Genomic DNA, 17,543 nt, shown 5'->3' on the forward strand with positions numbered 1-17,543 from the left:
TGCGAATTCAATACCTATTTTATCAAATTTTTAATATCTAAAGGGAATTGAGGCGTTCCAGGGCTTTTTCCATATCCAGCCCCTTACTGAGCACTTCCCCGAAAATATCTCCCTTCTTCTCCAGTCTTCCAGGCATATTTTTAATATTGAAATCGGTAATTTCCAGTCCTTTTTTCAACTCGTCCCATTCTATCGCTGCAGACACCGGCGCTCCAGGCTTTGGTCGAACGCAATAAACCGAAGCGAGGCTTTGGCCTTTTCGATTCTGAAGATAATCGAGGTAGATCTTATTTCCTCGCTTTTTCAGGCTGCGCTCCATACTGGTTAGAGAAGGCAGTTTTTCCTGGATAAAATAGCAGATCAGTTTGGTGAAATTCCTGGCCTCTTCATAAGAATACTGGGCCTGAAGCGGAATATAAATATGCAAACCTTTTGAACCACTCGTCTTGCAACAGGCGGTGATTTTGGCCAATTCCAGGATCTCCCTGGCCGCCTGGGCAACCTCGATCACCTCCTCAAAACTGTTCTTTTCTGAAGGATCCAGGTCAATAACCGTATAATCGGGATTATCAAGATTTCCAATACATGAGTTCCATGGATTCAGTTCAATGCAACCGAGGTTCGCCATATACAACAGGCTGGCTTCCTTCTGGCAAAGCATATAGTCTATCTGTTTACTGGCCGATCTGGAATCAATTTTCACAGTTTCGATCCATTGCGGCAGATCGGTTGCATCTTTTTGATAAAAGCCTTCTGAAGTGATCCCATCGGGATGCCGGTGCAGGTTTTGAGGCCGGTCTTTTAGATAAGGGAGTATATATTCTGAAATATTCAAATAATAATCGATAAGATCGTATTTGGTAATTCCTGACTCCGGCCAGTAAACTTTATCAAGGTTGCTCAGCGGAACCTGGATGCCACCTACATTCAGATGGCCGGCTTTTTCCGATTTGTCCTTTTCAGAATCTGGTGTAACTTGCTTCGTAGCAACCTGGTCCATGTTAGCTTCGACCAGGTTCTTATCTTCCCGAAGTCCTTTAAAAACCGGGTGACGCAAACTGCCGTTTTTGGTCATTTCAGAATAGGAAACCTCGCATACCAGCTCTGGCTTTAACCATATAGGTTTTCGCCCTTTCAGATTGATTTTTTTCTTAAACGGACTGTTTCTGGTTTCTAATGGCTTGAATTTCTTCAGAAGGTCTTTTTTCCTGCCTTCCGAAAAACCCGAACCGCAATTGCCAATATAATCTAGTTTATCGTCTTTATAAATCCCCAGGATCAGCGATTTAAATGCCGAATCTTCTGAAGTGGTGTACCCACAAATAATTGCCTCCAGGCTTTTGACGGCTTTGATCTTCAGCCAGCTTTCACTTCTATATCCGGGAGTATAAGTCGAATTGGCTTTTTTTGCTATCACGCCTTCCATCCCGGCATCTATGGCCTTTTGAAAAAAAGTATTCCCCATGCCTTCCAGGTGTTCACAATAGAAAGTGTGGTAAGTATTTTCAATCACTTCCTCGATTAGCGATTTTCGCTGGATAAGAGGCAGGTTCATCATTTCCATTCCGTTGAGCCAGAGCATATCGAAAACATAGAACCGAAGTTCCCCCAGAGTCTTTTCGTCATAATTCTGAAGTTTCTGAAAATCGGGAATTCCCTTTTTATCCACTACCACCACTTCCCCATCCAGGATCACATCATTTTCCAATTGCTCTAGATCACGAACCAGTCTGTTGAATTTTTCGTTAAAAGAAACACCATTCCGCGAAAACAATTTTACTTCGCCATTTTTGATGTTTGCTATCACTCGATAGCCATCCCATTTCAGTTCATAAATCCAGGCCGGATCGTTGAAAATTTCCTTTGCCGGGCTGGCAAGCATGGGTTCGATGGCTGCTTCGGGTTGCGGTTTTTGTTTTTCCTTTTCAGCAGGAGTTTTATAAGCCGATTTCGGAGTAAAATTTTCGGCATCGTAATCCAGCTCGGTAGCAAACTCATCCTTTTTCTTGATGAGCAGCCACTGGTCCTTTTTTTCACTGCTGCCGGTGCGAACCAGGGCAAATTTCCCCTTAAGCCTGCTGCCTGAAAATTCAAGTTTCAGATCACCTTTCTTATAATTCTTCAGAAGCTCTTCTGCATTTTCAGCCTCACCAGCATAAGTTCCCTGGTCCCAGATTTGCATTTCGCCGGCACCGTAATTCCCTTTAGGAATAGTTCCTTCAAAATTTAAATATTCTATAGGATGGTCTTCGGTGTGAATGGCCAGGCGTTTATCTTCCGGGTTCATGGACGGTCCTTTGGGCACAGCCCAGCTTTTAAGACTTCCCTGCATTTCAAGGCGCAGATCATAATGCAAGCGGCTTGCCTGGTGCCTTTGCACCACGAACCGTAACTGGCCAGATCCCTTTCTCAGGGAACCCTTTGGCTCCGGAGTTTTTGTAAAATCCCTTTTCTTAAGATATTCATCAAGGCTCATTTAGGAGGCTTTGGACTTTTTCTTTTTCAAACTGGCCCTTAGCTGGTCCATGAGATCTTTGGTTTGGGTTGGTTTGGAATCAAATTCTTCTACTTCAGGTAAGTCCCCGGTTTTCTTGGATTCGATGATCTTCATCAACTGGTCATTATAGACATCTTTATACTTCTTAAAATCGAAATTTTCAGAATATTGCTCGATCAGGGATACGGCCATATCTACTTCCTTTTTACTCACCTTACTTTTGGAAAGTTTTAGATCTCCCGGATCTCTTATCTCTTCTTCAAACCGGATCACGTGCAAAACAAGTGCGTTTTTATAGATCCCTACCAGGCTCAAATGCTCTTTCTGACGCATCACGAAAGTTGCCACCCCTAATTTACCGGTCTTCTTGAGGGCATCTCTCAACAGGTTGTATGATTTTCCGCCCTCCTTTTGTGGTTCCAGGAAATAGGGTTTTTTAAACAGGACATCGGCCACTTCAGATTCGTCAATAAATTCTTCAATATCGATCGTCTTGCTTTTTTTCATATTGGCCTTGTCAAAATCTTCTTTTTCCAGAACCACGTAACCCTCATCCTTTTTAAAACCCTTGACGATATCTTTCCACTCTACCTCTTTCCCGGTCTTTTCATTTACTCGTTTATACCGAATTCGTTCCTGGTCCCTGCGATCGAGCATATCGAGATCCAGCCTCCTGTCTTCAGAGCCTGAATAGAGCTTTACCGGTATAGATACCAGTCCGAAGCTTATGGAGCCGTTCCAGATCGATCTCATCGGTTTTCCCTTAGGGCTTCGATTAGTTCTTCCTTGCTCATATCGCTTCTGCCTTCAATGCCCACTTCCTTTGCCTTTTGGTATAATTCCTCCTTAGAGCGATTCTCATATTTATCGGCTTTCCCGCCTTTTTCTCCTGAATCGGAATCATTTGCGATACGCGCGGCCTTTTCCTTGCTCATCCCCTTGTCGCGTAATTCTTCGTACTGTTCATCGTTCTTGATCTGCGATCCATGATCTTTTGCCATAATTCTGATTTTTTGATTTATAAATCTAGTATTTTATGTTTTCTGACTGAACTATAAGAGGCTGATTAACTCCAGTTTAACTAGTGATTTTAACAAGCTTAAACATTTATTAAGAAAATATTAAAACTCAGTATTCATGGTGTCTCCCGTATTACGCGGGATTCCAGTTTTAAGGTCAATTTCAATCTCTAAAGAAGCCCTAATAACCGGTTAAAAAGGTTAAAAAACTAGCCTTGACACCGCTCTAATAGTAAATTTAGTTATTCAAAAATGGAGAATGTTGAACGAATTATTCGTAGGGGAATATTATGAAGTTTGCAGAGAAGAAAAAAACAATTGAATTACTGGAAAAATTACGGCTAAGGAATTATAAGAGCGCATTTATTTACCGGATCGCCTATATGAATGAGAAACGCCTGGCGATTAGGAGCCTTTACTTTAATCTACACAAACAGAAGCTGGAATTTTTAAAGGAAATCGAGAATACAATCGAACAATTAAAAAAGGAAATCTCACCAATACAGGATCCAAAATTACTGGCATTTTATAAACGAAAGCGTTGTGAACTGAACCATTATTATCTAAAGTATAAAATGACCGAAAGTTTTGAGCGCATATTTAAGCGCGAACTCAATAGTTATAAGAAATATCAAAAATACCTTTCCAAAATCAATCATGCATGCGTTCGGGAACTTCTTCTTAGTCACAAACATGAATTGAAGAAGAATCTTCAGAAAATGGATCACACGGGACTGGGGAAGTTCCAGATCGCATAAACAAAAAACTCCGCTCAATGGCGGAGTTTTTGTTTCCAAGTAGATTTAAAGATCTATTTAAGCGCTTCTACCTTTTCTTTCACCTCATCTTCGGTTCCTGAAAAAGTATAATCTTCGGTTTTAGTTTCACCGCCAGTCGTTGTAGTGACAGCAACCTCGGCCGTGGTTACACCGTCCTTTGTGTACATATCTACTTTAACTTCCTTTTTGATCATATTCTCAACCTGGGAGGTTTCATCCATTAAAGGCACATCTCCTTCAGTATGACCTCCAAGAATTGGAGCAATCACCAGGCCGATCAAACAGGTTAACTTGATCAGGATGTTCATGGAAGGCCCTGAGGTATCCTTGAACGGGTCTCCAACCGTATCTCCGGTAACAGCCGCTTTATGAGCATCAGAACCTTTATAGGTCATTTCCCCATTGATCATCACACCTGCTTCGAAAGATTTTTTAGCATTATCCCATGCCCCACCGGCATTGTTCTGAAATATCGCCCATAGAACACCACTAACCGTTACCCCGGCCATATAACCTCCAAGCATTTCAGCGATCAGTAAATTATCATATCCAAAAAGTTTAGGAAAAAAGGCGATCACAATAGGAAAACCTATGGTAATTACCCCGGGAAGCAACATTTCTTTAAGTGCAGCCTGAGTAGAGATCTCCACACATTTATCATATTGTGGTTTAGCGGTACCTTCCATGATCCCAGGAATTTCCTTGAACTGCCTACGTACTTCGCGAACCATTTGCATGGCCGCACTACCCACCGAGCTCATTGCAAGGGCCGAGAATACCACCGGCACCATTCCTCCAACAAACAACATGGCCAGCACGGGAGCCTTGAAGATATTGATCCCATCGATCCCGGTAAAGGTCACATAAGCTGCGAAAAGCGCTAAGGAAGTTAATGCTGCAGAAGCAATAGCGAAACCTTTCCCCGTTGCCGCAGTTGTATTTCCTACGGAATCCAGAATATCGGTTCGTTCCCTAACGATTGGTTCCTGCTCGCTCATTTCTGCGATTCCACCGGCATTATCAGCGATAGGCCCAAAAGCGTCGATGGCCAGCTGCATGGCGGTGGTCGCCATCATTGCTGAAGCTGCCAGGGCCACCCCGTAAAATCCGGCGAAGGCATAAGAAGCCCAGATCGCTACGGCGAATAATAAAATAGAAAGGAAGGTAGAGATCATACCCGTTGAAAGCCCGGCAATGATATTGGTAGCTGCACCTGTACTTGAATTCTGTACGATCTTTAAGACCGGTTTTTTACCAAGTCCTGTATAATATTCGGTTACTGCAGAGATCACACCGCCCACTATTATACCTACCAGGGAGGCATAAAATACGTTAAGAGAACTGATTCTCTTTATTTCAAAACCTTCCTGTCCACCCACGAAAAAGCCCATTTTCATAGCTTCAGAAGGCAACATCCAGGTTACCAGGAAATAACTCGCAACGGCTACCAGCGCAATGGAAGACCAGTTACCGATATTGAGCGCTTTTTGAACTTCATTTTCCTTCGCGTCGTTGGAGCTGATCCTTACCAGCAAGGTTCCGATAATAGATATAATAACACCGGCTCCGGCTATCGCCATAGGCAAAAGGATAGGACCAATTCCACCGAATCCGGCAGAAGTGATATCTCCGCCCATATCTTCGATGATATAGTTCCCAAGAACCATTGCAGCAAGAACGGTTGCCACGTAACTTCCAAAAAGATCGGCACCCATACCTGCAACATCTCCTACATTATCCCCAACATTATCAGCGATGGTCGCAGGGTTTCTTGGATCGTCTTCAGGGATCCCGGCTTCCACCTTCCCTACAAGGTCTGCTCCTACGTCAGCTGCTTTGGTGTAAATACCTCCACCAACACGTGCGAATAACGCAATGGATTCAGCTCCCAGGGAGAAACCCGCAAGGGTTTCCAGTACTACGGTCATTTGCTGTGTATTGGTCCATTCTCCACCCATAAAATAATGGAAGAAAAGGATAAAGAATCCGGTTAGTCCCAAAACAGCGAGTCCGGCCACTCCAAGTCCCATCACAGTTCCTCCTCCAAATGAGATCTGCAGGGCTTTAGGTAAACTGGTTTTGGCTGCCTGGGTGGTACGTACATTAGACTGGGTGGCGATCTTCATCCCCATATTCCCGGCGAGTGCCGAAAAGAAGGCTCCGAAGATAAATGCAACGATAATTAAATAATGGGTAGTAGGAACAAAGTAGGCGATCGCAGCCAGGGCTATACTGGCACCGATCACGAAAAAGGTCAATAATTTATATTCTGCTTTAAGAAAGGCGAGTGCACCTTCATAGATGTGAGATGAAATGTCTTTCATTTTTCCGTCTCCGGCATCCTGTTTCATCACCCAGGACCTTTTAACCCCCATAAAAATGAGGCCGATTATCGCCAGCACAGCAGGCATATAAATCATCATTGATTCCATATTAGCGGTTTAAGTTATGTTAATAAAATATTAATGCTCGCTAATGTAATAAAATCGCCGAATATTAAAAAAGCAATAACTTTTTAAGGTTATTGCTTTTAACTAATGAATAATGTAGTTATAATTTTATTGAATCATAAATCTCGACTTGTCACCATCAAAATTTTCGAAACGCTCCACACATTGCCTAATGATCTCTCTTGCTTCAGCTGCATCACCAAAATCTCCAATATCAACTTTCTTCTTTTCAAGATCTTTATAAACCTTGAAGAAATGTTCGATCTCCTTGATCATATGCCCGTTTAGCTCTTTCAGGTCATGCAACCTGTTCCAGATAGGATCTGACACCGGCACACAAATGATCTTCTCATCTGGTCCTTTCTCATCAGCCATATGGAATACACCAATTGGCTTTACTTCCATGACCACACCTGGATAGGTAGGTTCAGAAACCAGTACCAGTACGTCTAACGGGTCCTCGTCAAGGGCCAGGGTATTCGGGATAAAACCATAATCTGCAGGATACATCATAGAAGAAAAGATCATCCTGTCATAACGAACCTTTTTTAGTTCAAAATCATATTCGTATTTATTTCGACTCCCTTTTGGGATTTCGATCAATACATCAAAAGTCTCAAAGTTCTCAGACATTGTTTTTAATTTTCTCAATTGTTTTAAGGGCTGCAAATATAGGGAAATTTGACCTTTAAAACCTTAACTAAAAGTGAAATCCGAAATCGGCGATAATAGCAAAGGAACGAGCGTCGGGATTTTCGAAATAATTCCCCCGGAAATAGGCTTCGATCTGTAACACCTTGAAGATGTTTCCAATCCCGAAACTATACTCATAATACGGATCGTCATCGGGCGCCTGCAGCATCAACCCGGAGGCGTCCAACATCCTGCTTTCTTCTGAGAGGTCACCCCATACCACGCTTACGCCTACCAATTCACGCAGGTTCAATTCCCTGAGCAAGGGGATGCGGCTAAGGAATCTTCCGTTAAAATTATGATCAAAATGTGCCGAAACATAAGAATCGGTTACGAATTCATAAAAATCAAGCGTTGGGAAGGTGTTATAAATGGCAAAATAAGTCTGGTTCCCTGGCACCACGCTTAGCAATGCCAAAGGAACGGGATCGAAGGTCTTTCCAGCCTCCATGCTCAGGTTTGACCTTCCAAATCCGCCTATCAACAATGGCTGGTTATAAAAGAACTGAAGCTTTTTATAATCAAAGTCGCTGTTGAAAATCTCCCTGACACCCAGGCTGTAATTAAGAAAAAAGGTAGGAAAATCCTCTTCATTCACCACATCGGGTTCTACCCCATAGCCCGAAAGTTTTCTGCCCGGTGTGAAGGTTAGAATAGTAGATAATTCGGTCTGGTTGATCTCGGTATCCACTTCAGTACGCGCTTCATCGGTATAGTACGCAAGGCTAAAACCTTCAGAAGCCGGGTTGATCTCACGGTAGTTGATCCCGAACCTCAGGCTGAGATTCTTTACCGGGTCTACCGAAACAGAAAAAGTACTAAGGTTGATCGAGCTCAATTTGTCGTTGTCACCCACATTCAGTAAAGCTGAGGAAGCCAGACTCCTACCCAATACGTCGGTGGTATTGGTAAGACTGGCCCCCAGTTGTTCTACATCCCTTCGATTTCCGCCGGCAATGATAAGCCTGGACTTATAATCCAGCATTAATTTTCCCGAGATTCCATATTTGAATTTATCATCCCTGAAACCATAAGCTCCATAACCTTCGATCCTCCAGGGATCATTCTGTCCAAAATAGGTCCTGGCACCCAATCGCACCCGTACTCCTTCCACTTCGTTGAAACCGAAGGTAGAATACATAGGCCCAAGATCCCAGCCGTCAAAATCGAAATAACCAGACTCTAAAAGTGTTGCCACGTTATAGGCTCGCTTAAACGCCCTTGTCCTGGTAAGGGTATCCAGCATAACATAAATGCCCTTTTCGTCCTTGTTAAGGCTTTCCATCCGGTTAGTCTCCCAGAAATCATCGGTTCGATCATAGACATAAGACTGGGGATTATAGACTTCCTGCTGGTAAAAGGATTCCGGTTTTTCATTATCGAACTCGTAATCGTCGAAAAGCAGGGTTCTTTTGGCATAGATCCCTTTAGAATCCTTCTTTTTATTCAGGCCAAAATCGGCCATAAAAAAATCCCGGGTGATCAGGAAAATGGAATCATTCATCACCTCGTATTCCTGTTCGATGTAAACCTGCTTGACCCAGTTGATGTTTGCATCACGGGAGGTCTCCAGGTTTATCTTTTTTACCGCCCAGGTAGTATCATTCACCCAGAAGTTACCTCTAAAAGTGAGCTCATTTTCCCTTCTTGGATAATAGATGATATTGTAACACCACTTATTATCGATATAAGAACTGTCTGATAAAATGTAATTATAGCTCTCGATACCGGTAGTGGAAACAGGGTTAACAAAACTTTTATCGAAAAACTTGATATAAGGCTTATAGATATCGTAATCATCATAGATATCCTTGACGGCGTCAATAAGGTTGCGGTTCTCATTAAATCCTGAATTCTTGTTTCCCAGGAGCACCTCCTTCTTTTTATCCATTTCATTATCGCCATACACTCGGGTAACCGATTCATTGATAAAGACCGGCAAATAGGTTTTACCAGTAACACGGTTGGTATCGGTATAATCAAAAATAAATTCCATCCCGTTGAACACCGGGTTCCTGATAACCGAGCTATCCAGGGTATTCAGGTCGAACTGCAGTTTTTCATATTCCTTATATGAATATTGCTGAAAGGCATTCACCCCGTTCTTTCTTCGGTTTTCCCAGACCTTTCTTAAAATATCGATCGCCGGATTGTTCTTTTTAGAGGTCTTTCCCCGGTAGATCACCACCTCATCAAGAGCGGCGGCCTCTTCTTCCAGTACGATCTCCATATCCAGGTTCACTGAAGATTCCAGCGGAACGCGTAAGGTCTTATAACCTATAAAAGAAACGACGATCGCCTCGTAATCCTGATCAGACTGCAGGTAGAATTCCCCGGATTCGTTGGTGGTGATCCCTTCCGAAGAATTTTCGAAGATTACGTTGGCGAATGGTACAGTCTCCCCGGAGGTGCTTTTCACCAGGCCTCCAACCTTGGTCTGGCCAAACAATATGTTCAAACCACCAAAAAGGAAGATTAGAATAAAGCAGGTGTGTTTGTTCATGTATGGATAAAAAAAAACTCCATCCCTGAAGATGAAGTTTCAAATATAAGTTGATTTAATTTAGATATACAGTACCTTTTTTACTGCTTTTATAACATCCTCACTATTTGGCAGCCATTCCTCAAGAAGAACCGGAGAGTAAGGTGCAGGAGTATCTGCAGTATTCAGTTTCACGATAGGCGCATCCAGGTAATCAAAAGCTTTGGACTGAACCTGGTAAGTGATTTCTGTAGCCACGTTTCCAAACGGCCATGCCTCTTCAAGGATCACCAAACGGTTAGTCTTTTTAACCGATTCCAGGATGGTCTCGTGATCCATTGGCCGAACTGTTCTAAGGTCAATAATTTCACAGGAAATATTCTCTTCTTCCTGAAGTTTTTCAGCAGCCTTATAAGCCTCCTTGATGATCTTCCCAAAAGAAACGATAGTTACATCGCTACCTTCTCGTTTGATATCGGCTTTCCCTATTTCGATCACATATTCATCTTCCGGTACTTCTCCCTTATCACCATACATTTGCTCGCTCTCCATAAAGATAACCGGATCGTCATCCCTGATAGCAGCTTTCAGCAAACCTTTCGCATCATAAGGATTGGAAGGCACGATCACCTTTAGACCAGGAGTATTGGCAAACCAGCTTTCAAAAGCCTGGGAATGCGTAGCTCCTAACTGTCCTGCTGAAGCTGTTGGCCCTCGGAACACGATAGGAATATTAAATTGACCACCACTCATCTGCCTCATTTTGGCAGCATTGTTTATGATCTGGTCTATCCCAACCAGTGAAAAGTTAAAGGTCATGAATTCAATGATAGGCCTGTTCCCGTTCATTGCTGAACCAACACCGATTCCGGCAAAACCTAGCTCAGAGATTGGAGTGTCAATTACACGATCTGGACCAAACTCGTCTAACATCCCCTTTGAAGCTTTATATGCACCGTTATATTCTGCAACCTCCTCACCCATTAAGTAGATGCTTTCATCACGACGCATTTCTTCACTCATCGCTTCGGCAACAGCTTCTCTAAATTGAATTGTCCTCATTATATAAATTATTGTTTTTTATTCTTGCAACGCAAAAATAGTAATTCAATAAGGTATTTTCCATATTTGCCGTTTAAAATTTTTCCAACTTCCCCAATATTCAAATCACTTAAGGACTTCAGGTTTAAATTCTCAATTTTTTAGTGCTTCTAATTACAAATAATCTAAAAAATTAAACAATCATTAAGAATCACTTAAAATGAGCGCCAAATTTTTAGTCAAATTTATTATGCATGCATAGCTTTTTTAAGTAAAATTTCTTACTTTCGTCAACGAAAACGTTTTATTAAAAAATAGAAACCTTATATATGAAAATCTTAGTATGTATTAGTCACGTGCCTGACACTACATCGAAAATCAATTTCACTGAAGGTGATACCAAATTCGATACAAATGGAGTACAATTCGTTATCAATCCAAATGATGAATTTGGTCTTACCAGAGCGATGTGGTTTAAAGAAAAACAAGGTGCCAGCGTGGATGTTGTAAATGTAGGAGGAGCTGAAACCGAGCCAACCCTTAGAAAGGCCCTGGCAATAGGTGCAGATACTGCTATTCGTGTAAATACTCCAGCAACCGATGGCTACCAAGTAGCCAAAGAACTTGCCAAAGTAGTTAAAGATGGTGAGTATGACCTGGTAATCGCAGGCAGGGAATCAATCGACTATAATGGTGGAATGGTTCCGGGAATGCTTGCCGGACTGCTTAAAGCGAATTTTATAAATAATTGTATTAGCCTTGAGATCGATGGAGATACCGCAAAGGCGACCCGTGAGATCGATGGTGGTAAGGAAAGCCTTTCAGCATCTTTGCCGCTTGTAATTGGAGGGCAAAAAGGACTGGTAGAGGAAAGCGACCTTCGTATCCCTAACATGAGGGGGATCATGCAGGCGAGAAAAAAACCTCTGAATGTAGTAGAACCTTCTGAAGGTGCTGCGAAGACAGAGGCTGTAAAATTCGAAAAGCCAGCTCCAAAAGGCGATGTAAAACTGGTAGACCCAGATAACCTGGATGAGTTGATCGACCTTCTTCATAACGAAGCTAAGGCCATCTAGAAAGGGAAAACCGGAATTAATTACAAATCTTAAACTAAAGAAACATGTCAGTTTTAGCATATATAGAATCAGAAGAAGGAAAATTTAAAAAGGCTTCCTACGAGGTAGCTTCCTATGCCAGGGAAGTAGCCAACATGATGGGAACCGATCTTACTGCTGTTACTTTCAACGCCGAAGATGTATCTGAACTAGGTAAGTACGGAGTGAACAAGGTATTGAAGATCAGTAATGATAAACTAGCTAATTTTAATGCCGAAGCCTACGCTGACGCTTTGAAACAGGCGGCCGAAAAAGAAGGAAGTAAAGTTGTGATTCTAAGCCAGAGCGCGAACAGCAAGTATCTTGCACCACTTCTAAGCGTTCACCTGGAAGCAGGTTACGCGTCCAACGTGGTTGCACTTCCAGAAGGCATAGAACCTTTTACCGTAAAACGAACTGCCTTTACCAATAAAGCATTCAATTTTACAAAAATAGACACCGATGTAAAGATCATAGGTCTTTCTAAAAATGCATTTGGTTTAAAGGAAACCGAAGGAGAGGCAACTGCAGAGGATTTCAGCCCTAACCTGTCTGAAGAAGATTTTTCAGTTAACGTGGAATCGGTTGACAAGGCTACTAATAAGGTAACCATTGCCGATGCCGAAGTTGTTGTTTCTGGTGGTCGTGGTCTTAAAGGACCGGAGAACTGGGGAATGATCGAAGAAATGGCCGATATCCTCGGCGCCGCAACTGCCTGTTCGAAACCCGTGAGTGATATGGGATGGAGACCCCATAGCGAACACGTTGGTCAAACCGGTAAGCCTGTAGCATCAAATTTGTATATCGCTGTAGGTATTTCAGGAGCTATTCAGCACCTTGCAGGAATCAACGCTGCAAAAACCAAGGTAGTTATTAACAATGATCCTGAAGCCCCATTTTTTAAGGCGGCAGACTATGGTGTTGTTGGAGATGCCTTTGAGATAGTCCCTAAGCTGAACGAAAAATTGAAGGAATTTAAAGAGAAAAACGCATAATTTTCATAAATTGCGAGCCATAAAAGGGCTGTTTAAATCTGGCTGATGTCCTTATTTAGACAGCCTTTTTAACTTATTGTAGAGTATGAGTTTAGTGCGACTGAATATAAAGGGAATTTCTTATAGTCAAACACAAAACGGAGCTTACGCCCTAATCCTTAGCGAGGTAGACGGCGAAAGGAAGCTACCTATTGTGATCGGGGCATTTGAAGCACAATCTATTGCCATAGCCCTCGAAAAAGAGATCAAGCCACCAAGACCCCTTACCCATGATCTTTTCAAAAACTTTTCGGACCGATTTGAGATCGTGGTCAAACAAGTGATAATCCACAAACTGGTAGACGGAGTTTTCTATTCCAGCCTTATCTGTGAACGTGAAGGCGTAGAAGAGATCGTGGATGCGCGTACCAGTGATGCAATTGCCCTCGCATTAAGGTTTAACGCACCAATTTTCACCTATAAAAATATCCTGGACAAAGCAGGAATCTACTTAAAGGCTGAGGAAAAACAACGAGAAAAACAGGAAAAGGAAGAAGAAGAGATCATAGAAGATGAACTTCTTAAAGAAGAAATTGAGATCAAATCGCAAGATTCCTCAGATTATAAAAAAATGTCCCTGGAAGAACTAAAAGAATTGCTTAGCCAGGCCGTTAGTCAGGAAGACTACGAAAAAGCTGCCCGAATCAGGGACGAAATTTCCAAAAGAAAATAACCCAAATGAACAAGACCTGGTGTTGCCTATTCCTGATCGTATGCTCTTTTACGTCGGTTTTCTCCCAAACTATTTCAAAATCCTGGCAACTCGAAGACCTCAATTCAGCTTCAGAACAATTCTTTGGCGGTGCAACTGAGTTGAATTTCGATGAGGGAACTTTCAATTTCCTGAATTCTGAAAACATGGATACCCTGGCCTCAGGTGATTATATCTATCAGAACAAACTGCTTGTTCTTTTTTACAACACTCCTAAAGACAGCCTTCAGAATTTAAGGATCTCGCAACTTTCAGAATCTTCCATGACCATAGTTTCAGGAGGCAAAGAATTTCAGCTGGAAACCAAAGACCTTGAGGCCACCGAAGCTATCCCAGCCGATGTTGCCAAGGAAATGATCCCCAGCCAGGGAATCACCTCCACCGGGTTAATGAGAGGCTTACTGGGCATGTTCGTTCTAATAGGCATCGCCTTTTTATTTTCAAGCAATCGAAGGGCCATCAACTGGAAAACCGTAGGGCTAGGACTGGCTGCTCAACTATTGCTCGCTATTGGTGTTCTCAAGATCACCGTAGTTCAAAAATTATTTGATTTCGTTGGTAAAGGCTTCGTAAAAATCCTCGATTTTACGATGGAAGGAAGTGAATTCCTTTTAGGTGGCCTTATGGACGTTAACAGCTATGGCTTCATTTTCCTTTTTCAAATCTTACCAACCGTGATCTTCTTTTCGGCATTGACTTCAGTGCTGTTCTACTTTGGGATCATTCAGGTAGTGGTTAAAGGACTCGCCTGGGTATTGACAAAATTACTAGGAATTTCAGGCCAGGAAAGTTTAAGTGTAGCTGGAAATATTTTCCTGGGTCAAACCGAAGCTCCCCTTATGATCAAGGCATATCTTGAACGAATGACGCGATCTGAGATCCTGCTGGTAATGATCGGGGGAATGGCTACTGTTGCCGGTGGCGTACTGGCTGCCTATATAGGTTTCCTTGGAGGGGACGACCCGGTGATGAGACTGCAATTTGCAAAACACCTGCTTACTGCTTCGGTTATGGCGGCACCAGGAGCGATCGTTATTTCAAAAATCTTATATCCTCAAACCGAGAAGATCAGCACCGATGTGAGCGTCTCTTCTGAAAATATTGGCTCGAACCTCCTTGACGCCATAGCGAACGGAACTACCGAAGGTCTAAAACTTGCAGCAAATGTTGCCGCCATGTTATTAGTGTTCATCGCTTTTATCGCTATGATCAATTATTTGCTCGGCGGCCTGGGTAATTTCACAACCTTAAATTCGGTGATCGCTGACTACACTCCCTATTCAAAGTTATCCCTGGAGTCTATTCTTGGCCTGGTTTTCTCACCACTTATGTGGCTGATAGGAGTTGCAAAGGAAGATATGATGCTGATGGGCCAGTTACTGGGAATTAAGCTCGCGGCAAGTGAATTTGTGGGTTACATTCAACTGGCCGATCTAAAGAACCCGGCAAATGTGCTAAGCCTGAATTATGAAAAATCGGTCATCATGGCCACTTATATGCTATGTGGATTTGCGAATTTCGCTTCGATCGGGATTCAGATAGGTGGAATTGGTTCTTTGGCTCCGGGTCAACGAAAGACGCTTTCTGAATTCGGAATGAAAGCACTTATTGGCGGGACCCTGGCTTCCCTGCTCTCGGCTACCATAGCCGGAATGATAATCGGGTAAATTAGCACTTGAGTCATAAAGTTTTAGAAAACTTTCTTATTTGATTTTCTTCCAGATATAGGAATACTTATAAATTGGTGAATCCTCGTTTTGCGGATCCAGCAAGGGGAAGTATTAAATACGGAAGAATGAAAGAGACCAATACCAGGAAAGTTTATAGAGGAGAAGAGGCCCAGTGGCCACACCAGATCCCGCTTAGCGGATGGAAGGATATCGGCAAAAGGGTCTGGCATGAGATGAAGGTAGATCACGTGCAGATCGTTTCAGCAGGAGTTGCATTTTATTTTTTCCTATCCATTTTCCCAACCATAGTGGCCGCTATTTCGATCTACACCCTGGTTCTGGAACCTGCACAAATCCAGGAGCAGATCTCCAGGCTTAACCTGGTTCTACCTCCAAGGGCATATGACATGATCACTGATTTTTTGCAGCCCGTTATTCAGCAGAGTCGAAAAGAAATTAGCTGGGGACTGGTCATTAGTGTCCTGGTTAGTATCTGGAGTGCGAACAAAGGAACCAATGCCCTGTTCCAGGGGATCAATATCGCCTATGACGAACTGGACTCCAGGAACATCGTCAAGAAGAATCTTTTGAGCCTGTTATTTACACTTTGCGGACTCGTAATTGGATTGCTAAGTCTTCTCATAATTATATTTTTCCCTTTATTCATTCATAAATTTGGATTGCCCACCCAGGTTGAAGATATTATTACCTGGTTCAGGTGGGTGATCCTTGGCTTTATACTAATTGGCAGCCTGAGCGTGGTTTACAAGATCGCTCCCAACCGAAGGAATCCCAGGTTTAGATGGGTTAGCTGGGGTGCATTACTGGGCACCGCGATTTGGCTGGGCGGCTCCATGCTGTTTTCCTGGTATGTGAGCAATTTTGGAAGTTATGAAGACCTTTACGGTAGTTTTGCCGCGGTGGCGATCATGATGTTATGGCTTTTCCTCACCGCTTTTATCGTTCTAATGGGAGCCGAGATCAATTCAGAAATGGAACATCAAACCAGGCATGATACCACAATTGGCAAAAACAGGCCAATGGGAGAACGAAACGCCTACCATGCCGACAGGTGCGCAGTAGACGATGATTGTTAAATTCAGGACTCAAAATGGTTGATAGCAGGTTGATAAGTCTGGGATTTTAAGAATAAAAAATGCCGGCATTCCTACCTGTTTTCTTATTTTTATTGGAATTAAAATTGAAGTAATTTCCCCCAAAAAGTCTCGATAAATGAAGCAATATCACGACCTACTGAAGCATGTTCTGGAGCATGGAGCCGAAAAAGGTGACCGTACAGGTACGGGAACCAAAAGTGTATTTGGCTACCAGATGCGATTTGATCTAAGTGAAGGTTTCCCAATGGTAACCACTAAAAAACTACATTTAAAATCCATCATACACGAATTGCTATGGTTTCTTAATGGCGATACCAATATTGAATATCTCCAGGAAAACGGAGTGCGTATTTGGAACGAGTGGGCAGACGAGAACGGTGATCTTGGTCCTGTATACGGGCATCAGTGGAGGAACTGGAACAGTGAAGAAATAGACCAGATCAAGGAGATCGTTCAAACGCTTAAGACCAATCCCAACAGTCGCAGGATGCTGGTTTCGGCCTGGAACCCTTCTGTCTTACCAGACACCTCAAAATCATTTTCAGAAAATGTGGCAAATGGAAAGGCTGCGCTTCCACCCTGCCATGCATTCTTTCAATTCTATGTCGCGAATGGAAAATTGTCCTGCCAGTTATATCAAAGAAGTGCCGATATTTTCCTGGGCGTACCTTTCAATATTGCCTCCTATGCTCTTCTTACCATGATGATGGCGCAGGTGTGCGGTTACGAGCCTGGAGACTTTATTCATACTTTTGGAGATGCACATATTTACAGCAATCACATGGAACAGGTAGAACTGCAATTAAGCAGGGATCCAAGGCCATTACCTACCATGAGGATCAACCCGGAAGTAAAAGATATTTTTGGATTTAAATTTGAAGATTTTATTTTAGAGGATTATGACCCGCATCCAGGAATCAAAGCCAAGGTTGCGGTTTAATATTAACCTTTAAA

14 protein-coding genes are annotated in these 17,543 nt (G+C 42.7%); 7 read left to right on the forward strand and 7 right to left on the reverse strand.

What is annotated here, in order from left to right:
* Positions 1-37: 37 nt before the first annotated feature.
* Genes ligD through MKO06_RS01375 form a run of 3 tightly spaced genes read right to left on the reverse strand, consistent with a single transcriptional unit; the run spans position 38 to position 3,498 of the window.
* Positions 38-2,476, reverse strand: coding sequence for a DNA ligase D (gene ligD, locus MKO06_RS01365; protein WP_241550544.1), 2,439 nt, complete (start codon positions 2,474-2,476; stop codon positions 38-40).
* Positions 2,477-3,250: a non-homologous end joining protein Ku gene (ku, locus tag MKO06_RS01370; protein ID WP_241550545.1), complete on the reverse strand. Its 774-nt coding sequence runs from the start codon at positions 3,248-3,250 to the stop codon at positions 2,477-2,479.
* The gene (locus MKO06_RS01375; protein ID WP_241550546.1) at positions 3,247-3,498 is read right to left on the reverse strand and encodes a DUF7218 family protein; all 252 of its coding nucleotides are present in this window, start codon (positions 3,496-3,498) and stop codon (positions 3,247-3,249) included. The genes ku and MKO06_RS01375 overlap by 4 nt, the downstream gene beginning before the upstream one ends.
* Positions 3,499-3,806: 308 nt before the next feature.
* Between MKO06_RS01375 and MKO06_RS01380 the strand changes: the two genes are divergently transcribed.
* Positions 3,807-4,274: a hypothetical protein gene (locus MKO06_RS01380; protein ID WP_241550547.1), complete on the forward strand. Its 468-nt coding sequence runs from the start codon at positions 3,807-3,809 to the stop codon at positions 4,272-4,274.
* A 53-nt stretch (positions 4,275-4,327) separates the two neighbouring features.
* Here the strand turns inward: MKO06_RS01380 and MKO06_RS01385 are convergent, their stop codons facing one another.
* The 4 genes from MKO06_RS01385 to MKO06_RS01400 form a co-directional block, all read right to left on the reverse strand.
* A complete protein-coding gene (locus MKO06_RS01385; RefSeq protein WP_241550548.1) occupies positions 4,328-6,727 on the reverse strand; it encodes a sodium-translocating pyrophosphatase in 2,400 nt (799 codons plus the stop codon).
* A gap of 126 nt (positions 6,728-6,853) precedes the next feature.
* A complete protein-coding gene (locus MKO06_RS01390; RefSeq protein WP_241550549.1) occupies positions 6,854-7,378 on the reverse strand; it encodes an inorganic diphosphatase in 525 nt (174 codons plus the stop codon).
* A gap of 67 nt (positions 7,379-7,445) precedes the next feature.
* The gene (locus MKO06_RS01395) at positions 7,446-9,941 is read right to left on the reverse strand and encodes a DUF5686 and carboxypeptidase-like regulatory domain-containing protein (protein ID WP_241550550.1); all 2,496 of its coding nucleotides are present in this window, start codon (positions 9,939-9,941) and stop codon (positions 7,446-7,448) included.
* A 60-nt stretch (positions 9,942-10,001) separates the two neighbouring features.
* On the reverse strand, positions 10,002-10,982 hold the full coding sequence (locus tag MKO06_RS01400) for a pyruvate dehydrogenase complex E1 component subunit beta (RefSeq protein WP_241550551.1): 981 nt from the start codon (positions 10,980-10,982) through the stop codon (positions 10,002-10,004).
* 308 nt (positions 10,983-11,290) lie between these two features.
* Between MKO06_RS01400 and MKO06_RS01405 the strand changes: the two genes are divergently transcribed.
* The 6 genes from MKO06_RS01405 (at position 11,291) to MKO06_RS01430 (ending at position 17,529) form a co-directional block, all read left to right on the forward strand.
* Positions 11,291-12,037 (forward strand): electron transfer flavoprotein subunit beta/FixA family protein, encoded by a 747-nt coding sequence (locus tag MKO06_RS01405; protein WP_241550552.1) that lies wholly within the window; start codon positions 11,291-11,293, stop codon positions 12,035-12,037.
* Between the two features lie 44 nt (positions 12,038-12,081).
* Positions 12,082-13,050: an electron transfer flavoprotein subunit alpha/FixB family protein gene (locus tag MKO06_RS01410; RefSeq protein ID WP_241550553.1), complete on the forward strand. Its 969-nt coding sequence runs from the start codon at positions 12,082-12,084 to the stop codon at positions 13,048-13,050.
* Positions 13,051-13,135: 85 nt separating this feature from the next.
* Positions 13,136-13,762, forward strand: coding sequence for a bifunctional nuclease family protein (locus tag MKO06_RS01415; protein ID WP_241550554.1), 627 nt, complete (start codon positions 13,136-13,138; stop codon positions 13,760-13,762).
* 5 nt (positions 13,763-13,767) lie between these two features.
* Entirely contained in the window at positions 13,768-15,468 is a 1,701-nt protein-coding gene (locus tag MKO06_RS01420) for a NupC/NupG family nucleoside CNT transporter (RefSeq protein ID WP_241550555.1), read from the forward strand.
* Between the two features lie 128 nt (positions 15,469-15,596).
* Positions 15,597-16,568, forward strand: a complete 972-nt coding sequence (locus MKO06_RS01425; protein WP_241550556.1) for a YihY/virulence factor BrkB family protein — start codon at positions 15,597-15,599, stop codon at positions 16,566-16,568.
* Between the two features lie 136 nt (positions 16,569-16,704).
* The gene (locus tag MKO06_RS01430) at positions 16,705-17,529 is read left to right on the forward strand and encodes a thymidylate synthase (RefSeq protein ID WP_241550557.1); all 825 of its coding nucleotides are present in this window, start codon (positions 16,705-16,707) and stop codon (positions 17,527-17,529) included.
* Positions 17,530-17,543 lie beyond the last annotated feature (14 nt).

It is taken from the genome of Christiangramia oceanisediminis (genome assembly GCF_022570735.2).
Lineage (GTDB): Bacteria > Bacteroidota > Bacteroidia > Flavobacteriales > Flavobacteriaceae > Christiangramia > Christiangramia oceanisediminis.